Source organism: Rhodococcus sp. MPR-R1B, assembly GCF_058793255.1.
Map to the genome: position 1 here is coordinate 122070 of NZ_JBXAFO010000013.1, position 16490 is coordinate 138559.

Genomic DNA, 16490 nt, shown 5'->3' on the forward strand with positions numbered 1-16490 from the left:
CCTCGGCCGAGATCCGGCCGTTCTCGATAATGCGAGTCTCACCTATTGTGACAGTGACTGTCAATATCCAATTCTCTGTCAGATATCAGCAGACCCGGGCATTTCGTTGACAGGGCATTCGATGCCACGACAAGCTTCGAAGATGAAACGATGGGGACCGAATCGAGACGTTTCTCCAAGAATTTGTCGATGCGGGGCTTCAAGGCGCGGTCACCGAAGCGTATTTCGGTGGTCCACTCTGGCGCATGACCCTGCTCGCCCGTTTCGACGACCGAGCCCTCGGCCCCGACGGCGCCGTCATCTATCGAAATCGAACAGTGCTTCTCGTTCGGACCAAGTGGGAAAGATCATCGAGCAAGAGGTCTACTACGAGGACACCGCCAGAATCGGTGACTTCGACAGGCGGCTCCGCGAAATCGAAGCCGGACGAGCCTGTGGCACAGTCGTGGAATGACAGACGTCAGGGTTGACCGCCACCGAATGCTGTCGGCGTTCCTGTCTTCCCAGAACGATGTCGAACTGGCCCGACTGGTCGACACCGTTCAAATCTCGAGTGTCGGCGTAGGTGGCGCCGCAGGAGTGATCAGGGTCTATGACAACAGGCTCAACGGCGTTCCGGTATTCACCAAACGCATCCCACTGAGCGTGCGGGAAATCGCCGAGGTGGGCTCTACTTCCAACCATTTCGATCTGCCGACGTTCTGCCAGTACGGCATTGGTGGCCCAAGCTTCAACGCCTGGCGAGAACTGGCCGCGAACATCGTGGTCACCGATGCCGTTCTGGCCGGCGAAACACAGTCGTTCCCAATGCTTTACCACTGGCGGATACTTCCCGGACGTTCGCCCGTTGCGGCCGAACACGCCGACATCGATTCCGTTCACACCGCCGGCGCCAGCCGTGAAGTGCGGACCCGTCTCGAAGCGCTTGCCGCTGCGCCGTGCAGCCTCGTACTGTTCTGCGAGTACATCGAACACCCGATCTCGAATTGGCTGGAAGACAACCCGTCCGCCAAAGCTGCCGAAGTCGAGCGACAGTTTTCGGAGATCGTGGCATTCTTGCGCGATCGACAGTTGCTGCACATGGACGGACATTTCGGCAACATGCGCACCGACATGGAGCGGATCTATCTCACCGACTTCGGACTGGCCACATCCCCACACTTCGACCTGTCGACTGCCGAGCACGACTTCGTCCGGCGCCACGCCACTCATGACGCCGACTACGCCGCCATGCTTCTGGTCAACTGGCTGGTGACCGAGGTCTGCGGGGTACCGAGGCCGACGAGCGGCGGACCAGTCGCCCGCAACCAGTACGTACGACGATGCGCCACAGGTCATATTCCAGGTGATGTGACACCAGAGGTGGCCGCGATCGTGACACGGCACGCGCCCGTCGCTGCGAGGATGAACGACTTCTACTGGCGATTGTTCGACGGCGACTTCGATGCGCCCTACCCGCATGCCGCGCCAGTTCCGACTTCCGGTCGAGCACAGGGTTTTCCCTGAACTGCCGTATTCACATCTCAGGGTTCATGTCATCCTCGGGACCGATGTGCTGGTCAGTGCCGGTAGGGCACAGTTCTCCTCATGATTGAACTGAGGGGATTGACCAAGGTTTACGGACCGACGAAAGCGGTGGACGACTTGTCGTTCACGGTCAAGCCGGGCATCGTGACGGGCTTCCTGGGCCCGAACGGTGCAGGCAAGTCGACGACGATGCGGATGATCCTGGGTCTGGATCAGCCGACGTCGGGTGCGGCGTTGATCGAGGGCAAGCCGTACCGCGAGCTCAAGACGCCGTTGCGGACGGTGGGTGCGTTGCTGGATGCGAAGTGGGTGCACCCCAATCGCAGTGCGCGGGCGCATCTGCAGTGGATGGCTGCTTCGAACGGGATCCCGAAGTCCCGCGTCGACGAGGTGCTCGGGTTGGTCGGATTGTCCGAGGTGGCGGGCAAGAAGGCCGGCGGGTTCTCGCTCGGTATGTCGCAGCGTCTGGGGTTGGCGGGTGCGTTGTTGGGGGATCCGAAGGTGTTGTTGTTCGACGAGCCGGTCAACGGTCTCGATCCGGAGGGCATCGTCTGGATTCGTAAGTTCATGCAGCGGTTGGCGGCCGAGGGCCGCACGGTGCTCGTGTCGAGTCACCTCCTGTCGGAGATGGCGCTCACGGCGGAGCAGTTGGTGGTGATCGGTCGGGGTCGGTTGATTTCGGATTCGACGGTCGCGGAGTTCGTGGATCGTTCGTCGGAGTCGACGGTGCGCGTGCGCAGCCCACAATTGGACGCTCTCCATGCCGCATTGACTGCCCAGGGACTGACTGTCCGCGAGGAACATTCAGGATCGGAGCCGGTGTTGGTGGTCGTGGATTCGACCACCGATGTGATCGGTGGTTTGGCTGGTTCGCAGGGAATCGTGTTGCACGAGTTGGCTTCTGTGCAGGGATCGCTCGAGGATGCGTTCATGAAGTTGACCGGAGACGATGTCCAGTACCACGCATCCGGTATCGATCCGGGCGCCGGAGCCCACCACGCAAACACACAGCACGCTATGGGAGGTGCACTGTAATGGCTGTTCTCAGTGCTGAACGTATCAAGATCACCACGACCAAGTCGCCGCTGTGGTGCACGATCACAATCATCGTCCTAGGGTTGGGCGTCGCCTGGATGATCGGGCGTTCGTCGAGTTCGAGCATTCAGGCGTACAACGACGAAGCCGCATCAGGAACTCCTGATTTCGAGAAATTCCTCCCCACGTTCAACGACGCGGGGCTAGGAGTATCCGGATTCGGCGTCATGGTCCTGATGATCATGGCGGCGCTCGCGATCACCAGCGAGTACCGCTTCGGCATCATCCGTACCACCTTCCAGGCCATCCCGAGTCGGGCTTCGGTTCTGATCGCCAAAGCCGGCCTGATCGGGGCTTTCGGCGCGGTGCTGTCCTTCGTTCTCATGCTCGGCGCGGTATTCATCACCAAAGCTGCGGCAGGCTCTGAAGGTTCCACCAATCTGGCACTGGACAACGCCGACGCCTGGCGCGCCGTTTACGGCGTACCGATCTTCGCGTTCCTCTGCGTTGCCCTTGCCATCGCCGTCGGAGCACTCCTTCGTCAGTCCGCCGGCGCCATTGCACTACTGCTGCTGTGGCCACTGCTCATCGAGAGCCTGTTCGGCATGTTCGGATCCTTCGGCAGAAACGTCACACCGTTCCTCCCGTTCGCCAACGCCGACCACTTCCTCTCTTCGGGTTCGAGCACCAATTTCCATTGGGGCCCTTGGGGAAGCTTGTTCTACTTCGCAGCGTTTGTGCTGGTGATATTCGGAATCAGCATCGCCGTCGTCAACAAGCGCGACGCCTGACCGAGTCGCAAACCGACCAAGACCAAAACTGGCCGCACCGGAGCCCTTCCGGTGCGGCCAGTTTCGCGTTGACAGAACCCGCAGCGCTTGTCGATCACGCCAAGGAACAGGGCACGCGCGGGTTCGCGTCACTCTGCCCCGCGGACGCGGCACCTCGAAATAAGACCTGGTCGAGTTCCTGGCAGACTGACCTTACGCGTCAGCGTTCCAGTTGCGCGGCAAGCTCTTTCATCCAATCGAGGAATGCCTGCGGGCCGTCGAACTGGACGCCGTCGACAGCAGCCACTTCCGGTGCGATGTCGTCGCCCTTGACCACCAACGCTTCTCCACCCGAGGCAAGGACAGCGGCAAAGGCCGGTAGGTCACCCCGGTCGTCGCCCGCGTACGCGACGACGTCGACCCCTGCGGCCGCGATCGCGCGAAGGAGGCCTGTCCCCTTGTCCTCCTCAACTGGTGGGCGCAATTCCTCGACCAACTTGCCGGGCTCACGCCGCAACCCGGTCCGGCTCGCGATTTCTGTCGTCGCTGCTTCCACCAGGCGCTGCGCGACCGCACGATCCGCGGCCCGACGCCAATGCACGGCCACCGCAAGGCCTTTGCTCTCGACATGGATGCCAGGAACTGCCGGAGAGTCGAACAAGCTTCGCAATTCGGCTTCTGCTTCGGCGACAGCATCACTGAACGCCGCGACGGCCGGAAGCACGTGGATTCCGTCGTCCGTCCAGGTCTCGACGCCGTAGGAACCCATGAGCACAACGGAATTCAAGCTGAGCCGCTCTCGCAAGAACGACACAGGCCGTCCCGAGAGCAAGCCGACAACACCGAGATGCTCGGCCAGGGTCGCAAGCACGTCTTCGGCGCCGGGCAGTAGCGCACTCGCCGACGGATCGTCGACGATGGGTGCAAGCACGCCGTCGAAATCCATCACCAGTCCACAGCGAGCTGGATCGGACGTGAGTCGGAGGATGACGTCCGAAGCGGTTCGCATGGTTCGAGTGTGCCAAATCGATCGCACTCGCAATACCAACACCGGAGCCGAATGTAATCTCTGCCACTTCGTCCAGGTTGTCCGGAGCCGCTGAGTAGGTCGCGTCGTCTCCCTGTAAGGGCCCACAGTGGTCCGCTAAAGTTCTCACGACGCTTACCAACTGGGGGGTAATGATGAGCGAATTGACTGTCGCCACTGACGGCATCCGAAAGTACGGCTCGACGTCGACCGAAGCGGCAGGACGCATCGCGCAGGCCGCCGCCGTCGATCTGGGTGCAAACATCGCAGCAGTCGCACCGGCCGTGGGCCCCGTCGGGATCGAATTTCTCGAAGCATTCGCGCGCGCTCAGGCCACACACACCAAAGATGTTGCAGCACTCGCCACGTTCTACGCCGGCAACGCCGCGACGGCCGGTGCAGCCGCGCAGGCCTACGACACCACAGATCATGCAATCGCAACAGATCTGACCGCTGCGGCCGGATCGACGGGCGCGACCGCGTGAGCACCGAAGACGACTCGACGACCGTCATCGAATTCCTTCACGGTGGCGCTCCTGCCCCGGTACTGCCGAACAATGTGGTCGAATCGATGCTCGCCGGCATACCGGTACCGGCACTCCCCGGAATCGAAGATCTGTTCGCGCCCTTGATCGAACTCGGGAAGAGTCTCGGCACAGGCACTTTTGCGGGCATCGATCCCGTCGGCATCTTCGATCAGGCGTCCACTCTCATCGACCACGCCATGGGACTGTCCCGAAGCGCGGTCGCCGAGGTAAGCCAGACCTGGAACAGCACCGGCAGTGACGCCGCGACCGAACTGTCGCGATCCGCCCAGAACAGCGGCGCAGAATTGAGCGAACGCGGAACCGCGATATCGAAAACTGCTGCTGCCGCCGCGGAATCGGTGCAGCGAGGCAACGCGAATCTCGCGGCAATCGCGCAGTCCTTCGCCACCACGGTTGCAGCTGCCGCGCCCATCGCGTGGACACCACCAGGACAGGCGATGTTGCTTGCCTCGGCAGCTGAACACATGCAGGCAGCCGTCGCGGCGGTGACTCGGACGCGCGGGGAGATGCTCGGGCACACCGCAGCCATGAACGCCCTTGCCGGACCGATCCCCGTGCCGACCCCACCGACCAGTGAGGCACTCTCCAACCTGATCACTGCGGAGGCAATCAACAACGCCGCCCGTCAGATCGCCCAACCTCTGTCTGCCTCAACCGATGCCGGTGATGCGCCGTACTCCACCCACCCGGACTCCACTCAGCCAGGCACCGAGGCTGTTCGAACCTCGGCTGCACAGGCCGGCGCCGGGCTTCCGACCGGCGTCGACAAGCTGTGGGGCGCAGGCAATCCGTCGACGTCACTCGCAGCCGGCGCGTCGCCGTCACCCAGTGCGACGGCAAGCTCTGGCGGAGCATGGGTGAGCGGAAGCGGTGGCACTACCGGCGGAATGGTGAGGGGTGCAGCGGGAGTTGCTGCAGTTCAACCGGTTCCGGTAACACCGCCCGGCCTGGGTGCACCATCGTCGGCAGTCGGCAGTAGCGGCATGTCGCCGGGCGGCATGCTGGGCGGTGGACCCCGCGGATCTCGGGACGACGAGTCGCCACGCACTACCCCGAGGTATCTCGTCACTGTCGGCGACGAGAATTCGATGGTCGACGATCTGCCGATGGTGTCGCCGCCCGTGCTCGGGGCTGACGATCCCGATCAGTACCTGTTCCGAGATCTCTGATCAAGACAAACCTCAGACGAAGCCCAACTCCCGCACCGCCGCACGCTCCTGCTCCAGTTCGCTGACGGACAGGTCGATCCGTTCGCGTGAGAAGTCGTCGATCGCGAGGTCGGGAACGATAGCGAACTCGCCATCGGCACAGGTCACCGGGAAGGAAGAGATCAATCCTTCGGGCACTCCGTAGGAACCGTCCGAACAGACGGCCATGGATACCCAGTCGTCCTCGGCGGTACCGATCACCCAGTCGCGGACGTGGTCGATCGACGCGCTGGCCGCACTCGCCGCAGAGGACGATCCCCGCGCAGCGATGATGGCGGTGCCTCGCACCTGCACAGTCGGGATGAAATCGTTCTCCACCCAGTCGCGGTCGTCGATCACCGCGAGTGCAGGCTCACCTGCGACAGTCGCGTGGGACAGGTCCGGGTACTGCGTCGCCGAATGGTTTCCCCAGACGGACACCTTGCGCACCGACGACGCACGAACCCCGGTCTTCTTCACGACCTGCGCGATCGCTCGGTTGTGGTCGAGACGTGTCAGCGCACTGAACCGAGTATCGGGTACATCCGGTGCATTGTTCATCGCGATCAGCGCGTTGGTGTTGGCCGGATTTCCCACGACCAGCACCTTGACGTCCGAGGCTGCGTTGTTGTTGATCGCCTTCCCGTGCGCTGTGAAAATCGCGCCGTTCGCACTCAGCAAGTCGGCACGCTCCATCCCCTTGCTCCGCGGACGTGCGCCGACCAGCATCCCGACGTTCGCGCCGGAGAAGGCGACATCGGGATCGTCGGTGATGTCGATGGAGCTCAGCAACGGAAATGCGCCGTCTTCGAGTTCCATCGCAACGCCTTCGGCAGCGGACACGGCGGCAGGAATCTCGAGCAGTCGAAGTTTGATCGGGACGTCAGCGCCGAGCATCTCCCCCGCAGCTATGCGGAAAAGCATTCCGTATGCGATCTGACCCGACGCTCCGGTTACCGTGACGGTTACGGGCGCAATACTCATTGCCGACTCCTCACCTGCCGTTTTCACGACTGTCCGTTCTACAACGCTGTAAGAACGGTTTCCACGCTAGTCGAGTAAACCGGCCACTTCGTGGTCTGTCAGTGTGGTTCTCGGCACTCGTCCCTCCGCCGTCACGAGTTCGACGGCGCGGTAGAGCGGACGCTCGGCGAGTCCGGCGCCGCGGGCTTCGGCACGCAACTGTTCGATCAGCACCGAGGACAACGCGGCAGCCGGTACCAACTCGCTGGCCGCCAGCGCGTCCGCGAGCTTGCGGAGTGCAAGGATCTCCAACTCGCGCCCACCCCCCGCGGTATACAGCGCGAGCGGGATCCGCACGGTGGACCGTCCGTCGCCGAGCGTCAAGCTGACTTCGCTGATCCGGCCGGATCTCACCGTCAATGCCGCCGTGAGTACCTCGGCCACGTCGACGACGTTGGTTCGAAAACCAGCTTGCGCACGAACTCTGTTGCCGTACAACGTGATGTGCCGGCGCAGCGTCATCAGGATCGCCAGTGACGTCGGCACCGCGATGACGGCGCCGACGATCACTCCAACGGTCGCCGTCGAGAACACACTGACGATCAAGCCGACGACCACGCCGAACACCACGACAACAACGGCGAATTTCTTCAGCCGCGGCGCGATCAACGCCACGGGAACCAGATCGAGCGAAACCGGTTCGGCCTCAGTGCTCAACGAGTTCCCCGAGCTTGTCGACAACCTGGTCGAGCGCCACTGTCTCCTGCTCACCTGTTGCCAACTGTTTGACAACGACAACGCCCTCTTCGAGTTCACGCTCGCCGAGAACCAAAGCGATCGCGGCACCCGAACGATCAGCTGCCTTCATCGAGCCCTTCACGCCACGGTTTCCGTACGCCAGGTCGACGCGAATCCCATTGGCACGCAACTGATGTGCGATCTTCACCAGTGCAGCCTTCGCCTCGGCACCCATCGGTACACAGAAGACGTCGACACGCGCCGGTGGCGCAACGGACTTGCCCTCGGCCTCGAGCGCGAGAACCGTGCGGTCGACGCCGATTCCGAACCCGATGCCCGAGAGCGGCTGTCCACCCAGCTGTTCCATCAGACCGTCGTAACGACCACCACCACCGATTCCGGACTGCGCACCCAGTCCGTCGTGCACGAATTCGAAGGTTGTCTTGGTGTAGTAGTCGAGGCCGCGGACCATGCGCGGGTTGACGACGTACGGAACGCCCAATGCGTCCAGGTGCGCTAGCACCTCGTCGAAGTGCGCCTTGCAGCTCTCGGACAGGTGATCGAGCATGAGCGGTGCGCCGGCCGTCATCTCGCGTACATCTGGGCGCTTATCGTCGAGCACGCGGAGCGGGTTGATCTCGGCGCGTCGACGCGTGTCTTCGTCGAGTGGGAGTGCAAAGAGAAACTCCTGCAGCAGTTCGCGATACTGCGGCCGGCAGGTGTCGTCACCGAGAGAGGTGATTTCGAGGCGGAAGCCGTCGAGCCCCAACGACCGGAATCCGGCGTCGGCGATCGCGATGACCTCAGCGTCGAGCGCGGGGTCGTCGATCCCGATGGCTTCGACGCCGACCTGCTGCAACTGGCGGTAGCGACCGGCCTGCGGGCGCTCGTAGCGGAAGAACGGGCCCGCGTAGCTGACCTTGACCGGCAACTGTCCACGATCGAGGCTGTGCTCGATGACCGCACGCATGACTCCGGCGGTTCCCTCGGGACGCAACGTCACCGAACGGTCACCGCGGTCGGCGAATGTGTACATCTCTTTGCTGACGACGTCGGTCGACTCACCGACACCGCGAGCGAACAGGCCGGTGTCCTCGAAGATCGGCAATTCGATGTGGCCGTATCCGGCCAACCTCGCGGCGCGCGTCAAACCGTCACGAACGGCGACGAATTCGGCTGACTGCGGCGGAACGTAGTCCGGAATGCCCTTGGGTGCAGAGAAGGTGCTGGCTTTACTCACGAGAGGTACTTTTCCTTATTCTTGTGCGCTGAGTCCAACGAGAAACGGATTCGAGCTTCGCTCGGCGCCGATCGAACTGTTGCCGCCGTGCCCGGGCAGGACCACTGTCTCGTCACCGAGTACCAATAGCTTGCGGGCGATCGAAGCGAGCAACTGCTCGTGATTTCCGCCGGGAAGGTCGCTGCGCCCGATGGAACCCTGGAACAGGGTGTCACCGGTGAACGCCAAATCCACGGGCCCGCTCTCGGTGTTCGCCTGGGTGCGGAACACCACCGATCCCTGCGTGTGCCCGGGTGTGTGGTCCACGACGAACGTCATTCCGGCCTCGGTGATCTTGTCTCCGTCGGCCAGTTCGATCACCTCGTCCGGCTCCACGAACGTCATGCCTTGAATGAATTCCTTCATCGTCGGGCCGATCCCCCGTGCCGGATCGCTGAGCATGTAGCGATCCTCGGGATGGATGTACGCGGGTACGGAATACCGCTCACAGACCTCGCGGGCCGACCACACGTGATCGAGATGACCGTGCGTCAGGAGGACCGCCGTGACCGACATGTCCTTGGAGTCCAGATATTCGAAGAGCGGCTCAGCTGCATCCTGACCCGGATCTACGACTACGCACTCGCACGCGTCGTCCTGAGCGAGTATGTAGCAGTTGGTTTGGAACATCCCGGCCGGAAAACCAGTGACGAGCACGGGGGCAACTCCTCTTCGAAGGGTGGAAACAAACAACACGCTGTCGGTTACAGCCTAAGCTGCTGCCCCGCCAGTAAGTTCTCAGGTTGCAATGGGAGACTCTGACGACGAGTAGAGCCGCTTGCCGAAGCCGACCCCCAGGGTGTCGCTCGGCCGGCCGACCACGATCCACCCGCGATACGGAGGACTACAGCAGTGCCGAGTAACGAGCAACGCCGCGAGGCGGCGAAACGCAAGCTCGAGCGTCAGCTCGAACGTCGCGCAGAACGTGCCCGCAAGCGCAAGCAGATGACGATAGCCGGAACTGCGCTCGGCGTGGTCGTCGTAGTCGGCGTCGTCGGTGGACTCATCTGGCTGAGCAATCGCAGTGACGACGACGCGAACACCACCAACACTGCTGCCGACGACTCGAGCCTCACGCCACAAACCGCGGGTGCAATGCCGGCCGGTCTGTCGACGCCACTGGCCGACACGGTTTCCTGCTCGTATCCAGCCGACGGCGCTACCGCGTCCAAGGCCAACAACCCTCCTCGTACCGACGGGATTCCCACCACCGCGCCGGACGCGACGCCGAGCATCAGCGTCGAGACCTCGCAGGGAAACATCGGGCTCACACTCGACGGAACGAAGTCTCCGTGCACCGTCAACAGCTTCGTGAGCTTGGCGCAGCAGGACTACTTCAACGACACCACCTGCCACCGCATGACGACGAGCCCCTCGCTCCAGGTGCTGCAGTGCGGTGACCCGTCGGGCACCGGCACGGGCGGACCGGGCTACGGCTTCGACAACGAATTCCCCACCACGGCGTATTCCACCACCGACCCGGCAGCGCAGGAGCCCGTCACCTACGCGCGCGGCACGGTTGCGATGGCCAACACCGGGGCACCCGGTAGCAACGGCAGCCAGTTCTTCCTCGTCTACGGCGACTCACAACTCCCCCCGCAGTACACGGTTTTCGGCACGATCGACGAAACCGGGCTCGCCACTTTGGACAAGGTCGCGGCCGGCGGATCGACGCCAGAGGGTGACGGCAAGCCGAATCTGACCACCGACATCAAGACAGTAAGGCTCGACTGATGCGACGTAATCCTGTGATGCGCTTTCCTGTAGTTATTGCCGCCGCCAGCGCCGCGGCGCTGCTTCTGGCTGGTTGTTCCAGTGATTCCGGTAGCTCGGACTCGCCGTCCAGCACCTCCAAGGCGAAGACGACAACGGCTGCCATGCCGCCGCTCGACATGTCACAGTTCGACGCACTCCCGCCTGTCCCGACTCCGGCCTCGGCGACCGTCGACTGCTCGTACCCGAGCGCGGCGGGTGCAGCAAAAACCGTCAATCCGCCGAACTCCACGGGTGTGTCCACCGAGGGAACCGTCAACGTCGCGCTCACGACTACGGCCGGCCCGATCGGGATGGAACTGAACCGGGCGGAAGCCCCCTGCACGGTCAACAGCATCGTGAGCTTGACCGAGCAGAAGTACTTCGACGACACCCCGTGCCATCGACTCGTCACCACACCCGGTCTACAGATCCTGCAGTGCGGCGATCCCTCGGGCAAGGGCACGGGCGGACCAGGCTATGGCTTCGACAACGAGTACCCGACCACTGCCTACCCGGCTAACGATCCGGCACTCTCCTTGCCTGCCGTCTACCCCCGCGGCACGCTGGCAATGGCCAACTCGGGTAAACCGGGCAGCAACGGCAGTCAGTTCTTCCTCGTCTACGAGGATTCGGTCTTGCCGCCCAACTACACGGTCTTCGGAAAGATCGACGACGCCGGCCTGGCGACGATCGAGAAGATCGCGGCCGACGGCGACGATGGTGGCATGGGAGCAACCGGCGGCGGTGCACCCAACACCCCGATCACCATCGAGACTGCAGTAGTCGCCTGACCCCCTGTGCGCCTTTATTAACCGCCCGCGGTTAATAAAGGCGCACAGCAGTTTACGAGGCAGAGGTCACGCGGTAGACGTCGTAGACGCCTTCCACGTTACGAACCACGTTGAGAACATGACCCAAGTGCTTCGGGTCGCCCATCTCGAAGGTGAACTTGCTGATCGCCACGCGGTCGCCGGACGTGGTGACCGAGGCCGACAGGATGTTCACCTTCTCGTCTGCCAACGCCTTGGTGACGTCGGAAAGCAACCGATGACGATCGAGCGCCTCGATCTGGATCGCGACCAGGAACACCGATGTCGCTGACGGTGCCCATTCGACGTCGATGATTCGCTCCGACTGATCGTGGAGCGAGTTGGCGTTGGTGCAGTCGGTACGGTGCACGCTGACCGCGCCGCCACGCGTGACGAAGCCCAGAATCGAATCGCCCGGTACCGGCGTGCAACACTTCGCGAGTTTTGCCACCGTGCCCGGTGCTCCGGGAACCAGAATTCCGGAGTCACCCGTACTGCGGGTGCGCACCGGCATGGTCGACGGCGTCGAACGCTCGGCCAGTTCCTCCTCGACGGCGCCGACGCCGCCCAGATGAGCAACCAGTCGCTGCACGACGTGGTGCGCCGACACCTGACTCTCGCCTACGGCCGTGTACAACGCCGAGACGTCGGGATAGCGAAGTTCGTGCGCGATCGTGCTCATCGATTCGGCATTCATCAACCGCTGCAACGGAAGTCCCACACGGCGGACCTCCTTCGCGATCTGATCCTTGCCGGACTCGAGCGCCTCCTCGCGGCGTTCCTTCGCGAACCACTGACGGATCTTCGCCTTGGCACGCGGCGAGACGACAAACGTCTGCCAATCACGGCTCGGCCCGGCGGTGGCAGCCTTCGACGTGAAGACCTCCACCACTTCGCCGTTTTCGAGAGTTCGTTCCAGCGCGACCAGTCGGCCGTTGACCCTGGCACCGATGCATCGGTGCCCGACCTCGGTGTGCACCGCATACGCGAAATCGACGGGAGTCGATCCGGCAGGCAACGTGATGACGTCGCCCTTCGGCGTGAAGACGAAGATCTCCTTGACCGCGAGGTCGTAACGCAACGATTCGAGGAACTCCCCCGGATCGGCCGCTTCACGTTGCCAGTCGAGTAGCTGACGCATCCACGCCATGTCGTCGACCTCGGCGATGTCGCCCGCGTGCTTGCCCTTGGTCTCCTTGTACCGCCAGTGCGCGGCGATACCGAACTCGGCGGTCCGGTGCATGTCCTGGGTCCGGATCTGGACCTCCAGGGGCTTGCCTTCCGGTCCCACGACGGTGGTGTGCAGCGACTGGTAGACGCCGTAGCGCGGTTGTGCGATGTAGTCCTTGAAGCGTCCGGCCATCGGCTGCCACAGCGAGTGGACAACACCGACCGCGGCGTAACAGTCACGCACTTCTTCGCACAGAATGCGCACGCCGACCAGATCGTGGATGTCGTCGAAATCGCGGCCCTTGACGATCATCTTCTGGTAGATCGACCAGTAGTGCTTGGGCCGGCCCTCGACGATGGCATTGATCCGCGAGGCGGACAGAGTCGAGTTGATCTCGGCGCGAACCTTGGCCAGATAAGTGTCTCGAGAGGGCGCGCGATCGGCGACCAGTCGAACGATCTCGTCGTACTTCTTCGGGTGCAGGATCGCGAACGAAAGGTCCTCGAGTTCCCACTTGACGGTCGCCATTCCGAGCCGATGCGCAAGTGGTGCAATGACTTCGAGAGTCTCACGCGCCTTACGTGCCTGCTTTTCGGGCGGCAGGAATCGCATCGTGCGCATGTTGTGCAGACGATCCGCAACCTTGATCACGAGCACGCGCGGGTCCCGCGCCATCGCGATGATCATCTTGCGGATGGTTTCGCCCTCGGCGGCGGTGCCCAGAACGACCTTGTCGAGTTTGGTGACTCCGTCGACAAGGTGAGCGACCTCGTCACCGAAATCCTTGGTCAACTCTTCGAGTGAGTAACCGGTGTCCTCGACGGTGTCGTGCAGAAGGGCTGCGACGAGGGTGGTGGTGTCCATTCCCAGCTCGGCCAGAATGCTCGCGACGGCCAACGGATGCGTGATGTACGGATCGCCGGACTTGCGCCGCTGGCTCGAATGTCTGTCCTCGGCGACGTCGTACGCACGCTGGAGCAGCGCGAGGTCGGCCTTCGGATACAGCTCACGGTGGAGGCTGACCAACGGCTCGAGCACCGGGCGGATGGTGGCGTTGCGCTGACCGGTGATGCGTCGAGCAAGCCGAGCGCGCACCCTACGGGAGGCGGAAGCGGGCACGGCCAGATTCTGCCCACCCCGATTGCCGGTAGTTTGCGCAGATCCCGAATCGTCGGGCACCGCGGACTTCGATGGTGTCGTCTCCGGAGCCGGAACTGCACCCGTCTCCTGCGACACTGCACCCGAGTTCTGTGATCGATCAAGATTCGACGTCATGTCGCCACCTCCTACCACCGAGTTGGTTGAGGCAACCGCCCTGCATCGGGTAATTGCCCTGGAGGTCTAACTCGACCCCCAGGAGACAACTTTAATACTCAGACCTTCACCAGTGATGTCAGTGGGTACTTCAAGAAGCGATGTCGACCGCGCAGTTCCTCGATCTCGAGCACCACTGCGACGCCGACGACGTTCGCTCCACCCAACTCGACCAACTGTACAGCCGCCTCGAGTGTCCCTCCGGTAGCCAGAACGTCGTCGATCACCAGAACATTCCGCCCGGTGAGATCGAAGCCGTTTGCGGGAATCTCGAGAGTCGAGGATCCGTACTCGAGGCTGTACGAACGAGAGAGCACCGGCGGCGGCAGTTTGCCGACCTTCCGCACGGCAACGACTCCCGCACCCATCTTCGCGGCCGCACCGGCACCGAGCAGGAAACCGCGAGCATCGACGGCGGCGATCGTGTCGGCGTCCGGAGCACAGGCGACAAGGGCATCGAGCACGGCCCCGAACCCCTCGGCGTCGGCGAACACCGGAGTCAGATCGGCGAACCGAACACCGGGACCGGGAAAGTTGTCCGCCCAGCGGGTCAGCCGAACAACGGCGTCACCGGCAGCCCGGTGGATTGCGATCAATTCTTCAGTCGTGTGCAAGGCAACACCATTCGAGACGCTCATCTGCGTAGTACCCATCTGTCCATGTTCCAGCCGGTAGCGGCCCGAGTCGGATTGACCAACACTGCCGACATGCCTGGAGCTACAGCGACAGTTCGTAGTTGATTGAACAGTGGAATCGTAGGCACCTGGGTCCACAGGATGTTCTCCGCCTCCACCGAGAGTCCCAATTGCGCACTCGTGCTCGCATCCACGTTCAACTGATCGATGATCTGATCGATCCTGGCATTTCCGTACGTACCGAGGTTTGCGCCGTTGCCCGATCGCAGCGCTCCACGCGCGTCGATCATGCTCGCTGTTCCGCCTGCGCCGACTTTGCCTGCCATGCCGGAAAGCACGGCGTCGACTCCCCCACTCTGCAGACTCGCAGGATCGAAGCTGTCGCTACTTGCGTCCTCGACCGTGATTCCCGCCGGAGCACACGCGGCTTTCGCTTCGGAGACGATCTGCGCCCGCACCGGGTCCGGTGCGAGGTACCCGACCCGGACGGTCAACTGGTCGAGGTCGGCTTCCGACAACGACGTCTTCGCAGCCTCGATGTCGGCATTGGCGTACCGATCACCGTCGACCGCAGCGGCGTCGCTGTAAACGAGTGAATCCGGCGCCATCAGTCGCGAATCGACCACGCCGGAACCCAAACCCGCCTGCGGCGCATTCTCCGTCTGCCCGAACTTCTCGAACAAAGTCGTACGCGGAACACAATGCGCGAACGCTCGACGGGCGGCTTCGTCGCCAAGCGAACCAGAGGTCGCGAGAACGAACTGCTCGATCGACCGCGACGGAATCTGTTGGACGTCGAACCCGGACGGAGTACCGAGTTCGCCAGCCGAGCCGGAAGCGACGTCGACTACCTCGATCGAGTTCTTGTCGAGATCCTCGGTCAGATTCACACCACGTGGCCAGACGACGATGCGATCGGTCGCCGGCTTGTTGCCCCACCACCGCTCGTTCGCGACCAGCACCAGGCCGTCGTCGGTACTGTACGAGTCGATTCGATACGGACCAGCGGAGGGCAGTACGGAGGTGTCCACCTGACCTGGAGTCAGGTTCCACCCGGTGTTCCAGAAGTCCGCGATCTTCGACAACGCTTCGGTGTCACCGGCATTCACCGCGCTCACCACGTCGCTGACACCCGTGCGCTGCGTCACGACGTGTGAAGGCATCAACGCAGTCGCACCGAACAACGACCGCCAATCGGTGAACGATCGCCCGGGTTTGAAGAACACCGTCGCGTCCTTCGCCCCGCTCTGGCAGTCGATCCGGTCGATGTCCGCGTATCCGAGATTGTTCGCCGTGTCGAACATGGGCTTCACGGCACCATCGACGTCTTCGGTGAACTTGCCACTCGACGCCGCCCAGGTGAGGACGAGATCGTCACAGGACATCGGAATCCCGTCGGAGTACACGGACGCCGGATTGAGCTTGTACGAGACCGTGAGCACGTCACCGGGCAACTCAGACGCCGTTCCGATGTCCGTGTCGGAGACAGGTGCTCCGGCCGGGCCGGTGAACGTGAAGCCGGGAAGCACCCGACCGAACGCGGCCATCGCCCCGGACACCGATCCAGCTGTCGTGTTGGCGTTGTACGTGGAGATGGAGTTGTCGATGGCATATCCGATGGACGGAACCTGCTCGGCGCTTTCCGAGCAGGCCGCCAACGAACCCGCAGCCACAGCGGTGGCCGCAACGAACGTCATCGATCGAACCAGTGTGCGTGTTCTTGGGAGCATGT

General features: G+C 62.9%; 15 protein-coding genes. 7 read left to right on the plus strand and 8 right to left on the minus strand.

Annotated features, from left to right (window positions below):
* The first annotated feature begins 450 nt into the window (after positions 1-450).
* From AC1Q61_RS19250 to AC1Q61_RS19260, 3 genes are all read left to right on the plus strand, one after another.
* A complete protein-coding gene (locus tag AC1Q61_RS19250; RefSeq protein ID WP_492650805.1) occupies positions 451-1506 on the plus strand; it encodes a BUD32 family EKC/KEOPS complex subunit in 1056 nt (351 codons plus the stop codon).
* An 81-nt stretch (positions 1507-1587) separates the two neighbouring features.
* Positions 1588-2562 (plus strand): ABC transporter ATP-binding protein, encoded by a 975-nt coding sequence (locus tag AC1Q61_RS19255; RefSeq protein ID WP_042919882.1) that lies wholly within the window; start codon positions 1588-1590, stop codon positions 2560-2562.
* A complete protein-coding gene (locus AC1Q61_RS19260) occupies positions 2562-3353 on the plus strand; it encodes an ABC-2 transporter permease (protein WP_003943323.1) in 792 nt (263 codons plus the stop codon). Before AC1Q61_RS19255 ends, AC1Q61_RS19260 begins: the two co-directional genes overlap by 1 nt.
* Before the next feature lie 199 nt (positions 3354-3552).
* Here AC1Q61_RS19260 and otsB read toward each other — a convergent pair whose 3' ends face one another.
* Entirely contained in the window at positions 3553-4341 is a 789-nt protein-coding gene (otsB, locus tag AC1Q61_RS19265; RefSeq protein ID WP_230793241.1) for a trehalose-phosphatase, read from the minus strand.
* A 173-nt stretch (positions 4342-4514) separates the two neighbouring features.
* Between otsB and AC1Q61_RS19270 the strand changes: the two genes are divergently transcribed.
* A complete protein-coding gene (locus AC1Q61_RS19270) occupies positions 4515-4844 on the plus strand; it encodes a type VII secretion target (RefSeq protein ID WP_037130770.1) in 330 nt (109 codons plus the stop codon).
* Positions 4841-6076, plus strand: a complete 1236-nt coding sequence (locus AC1Q61_RS19275; protein ID WP_492650806.1) for a hypothetical protein — start codon at positions 4841-4843, stop codon at positions 6074-6076. Before AC1Q61_RS19270 ends, AC1Q61_RS19275 begins: the two co-directional genes overlap by 4 nt.
* A 12-nt stretch (positions 6077-6088) precedes the next feature.
* On the opposite strand, the gene AC1Q61_RS19280 is transcribed toward AC1Q61_RS19275, so the two are convergent.
* The 4 genes from AC1Q61_RS19280 to AC1Q61_RS19295 all read right to left on the minus strand — a co-directional run bounded on the left by AC1Q61_RS19280 (position 6089) and on the right by AC1Q61_RS19295 (position 9731).
* Positions 6089-7078: a malate dehydrogenase gene (locus AC1Q61_RS19280; protein ID WP_042452093.1), complete on the minus strand. Its 990-nt coding sequence runs from the start codon at positions 7076-7078 to the stop codon at positions 6089-6091.
* 66 nt (positions 7079-7144) lie between these two features.
* Positions 7145-7774 carry a hypothetical protein gene (locus AC1Q61_RS19285; protein WP_007732974.1) on the minus strand — a complete coding sequence of 210 codons (630 nt, stop codon included), beginning with the start codon at positions 7772-7774 and terminating at the stop codon, positions 7145-7147.
* Complete coding sequence (gene hisS / locus AC1Q61_RS19290) at positions 7764-9035, minus strand: histidine--tRNA ligase (RefSeq protein ID WP_007732972.1); 1272 nt, start codon at positions 9033-9035, stop codon at positions 7764-7766. Before hisS ends, AC1Q61_RS19285 begins: the two co-directional genes overlap by 11 nt.
* Before the next feature lie 15 nt (positions 9036-9050).
* The gene (locus AC1Q61_RS19295) at positions 9051-9731 is read right to left on the minus strand and encodes an MBL fold metallo-hydrolase (RefSeq protein WP_007732970.1); all 681 of its coding nucleotides are present in this window, start codon (positions 9729-9731) and stop codon (positions 9051-9053) included.
* A 195-nt stretch (positions 9732-9926) separates the two neighbouring features.
* On the opposite strand from AC1Q61_RS19295, the gene AC1Q61_RS19300 reads away from it, so the two are divergent.
* Together AC1Q61_RS19300 and AC1Q61_RS19305 are read left to right on the plus strand one after the other, a co-directional pair.
* Positions 9927-10808: a peptidylprolyl isomerase gene (locus tag AC1Q61_RS19300; protein ID WP_003943303.1), complete on the plus strand. Its 882-nt coding sequence runs from the start codon at positions 9927-9929 to the stop codon at positions 10806-10808.
* Positions 10808-11620 (plus strand): peptidylprolyl isomerase, encoded by an 813-nt coding sequence (locus tag AC1Q61_RS19305; RefSeq protein ID WP_370333875.1) that lies wholly within the window; start codon positions 10808-10810, stop codon positions 11618-11620. The genes AC1Q61_RS19300 and AC1Q61_RS19305 overlap by 1 nt, the downstream gene beginning before the upstream one ends.
* 52 nt (positions 11621-11672) lie before the next feature.
* On the opposite strand, the gene AC1Q61_RS19310 is transcribed toward AC1Q61_RS19305, so the two are convergent.
* The 3 genes from AC1Q61_RS19310 to AC1Q61_RS19320 form a co-directional block, all read right to left on the minus strand.
* Positions 11673-14084, minus strand: coding sequence for a RelA/SpoT family protein (locus AC1Q61_RS19310; protein WP_003943344.1), 2412 nt, complete (start codon positions 14082-14084; stop codon positions 11673-11675).
* A gap of 98 nt (positions 14085-14182) precedes the next feature.
* The gene (locus tag AC1Q61_RS19315) at positions 14183-14761 is read right to left on the minus strand and encodes an adenine phosphoribosyltransferase (protein WP_492650824.1); all 579 of its coding nucleotides are present in this window, start codon (positions 14759-14761) and stop codon (positions 14183-14185) included.
* Entirely contained in the window at positions 14758-16488 is a 1731-nt protein-coding gene (locus AC1Q61_RS19320) for an ABC transporter substrate-binding protein (protein WP_003943316.1), read from the minus strand. Before AC1Q61_RS19320 ends, AC1Q61_RS19315 begins: the two co-directional genes overlap by 4 nt.
* Between the last annotated feature and the right edge of the window lie 2 nt (positions 16489-16490).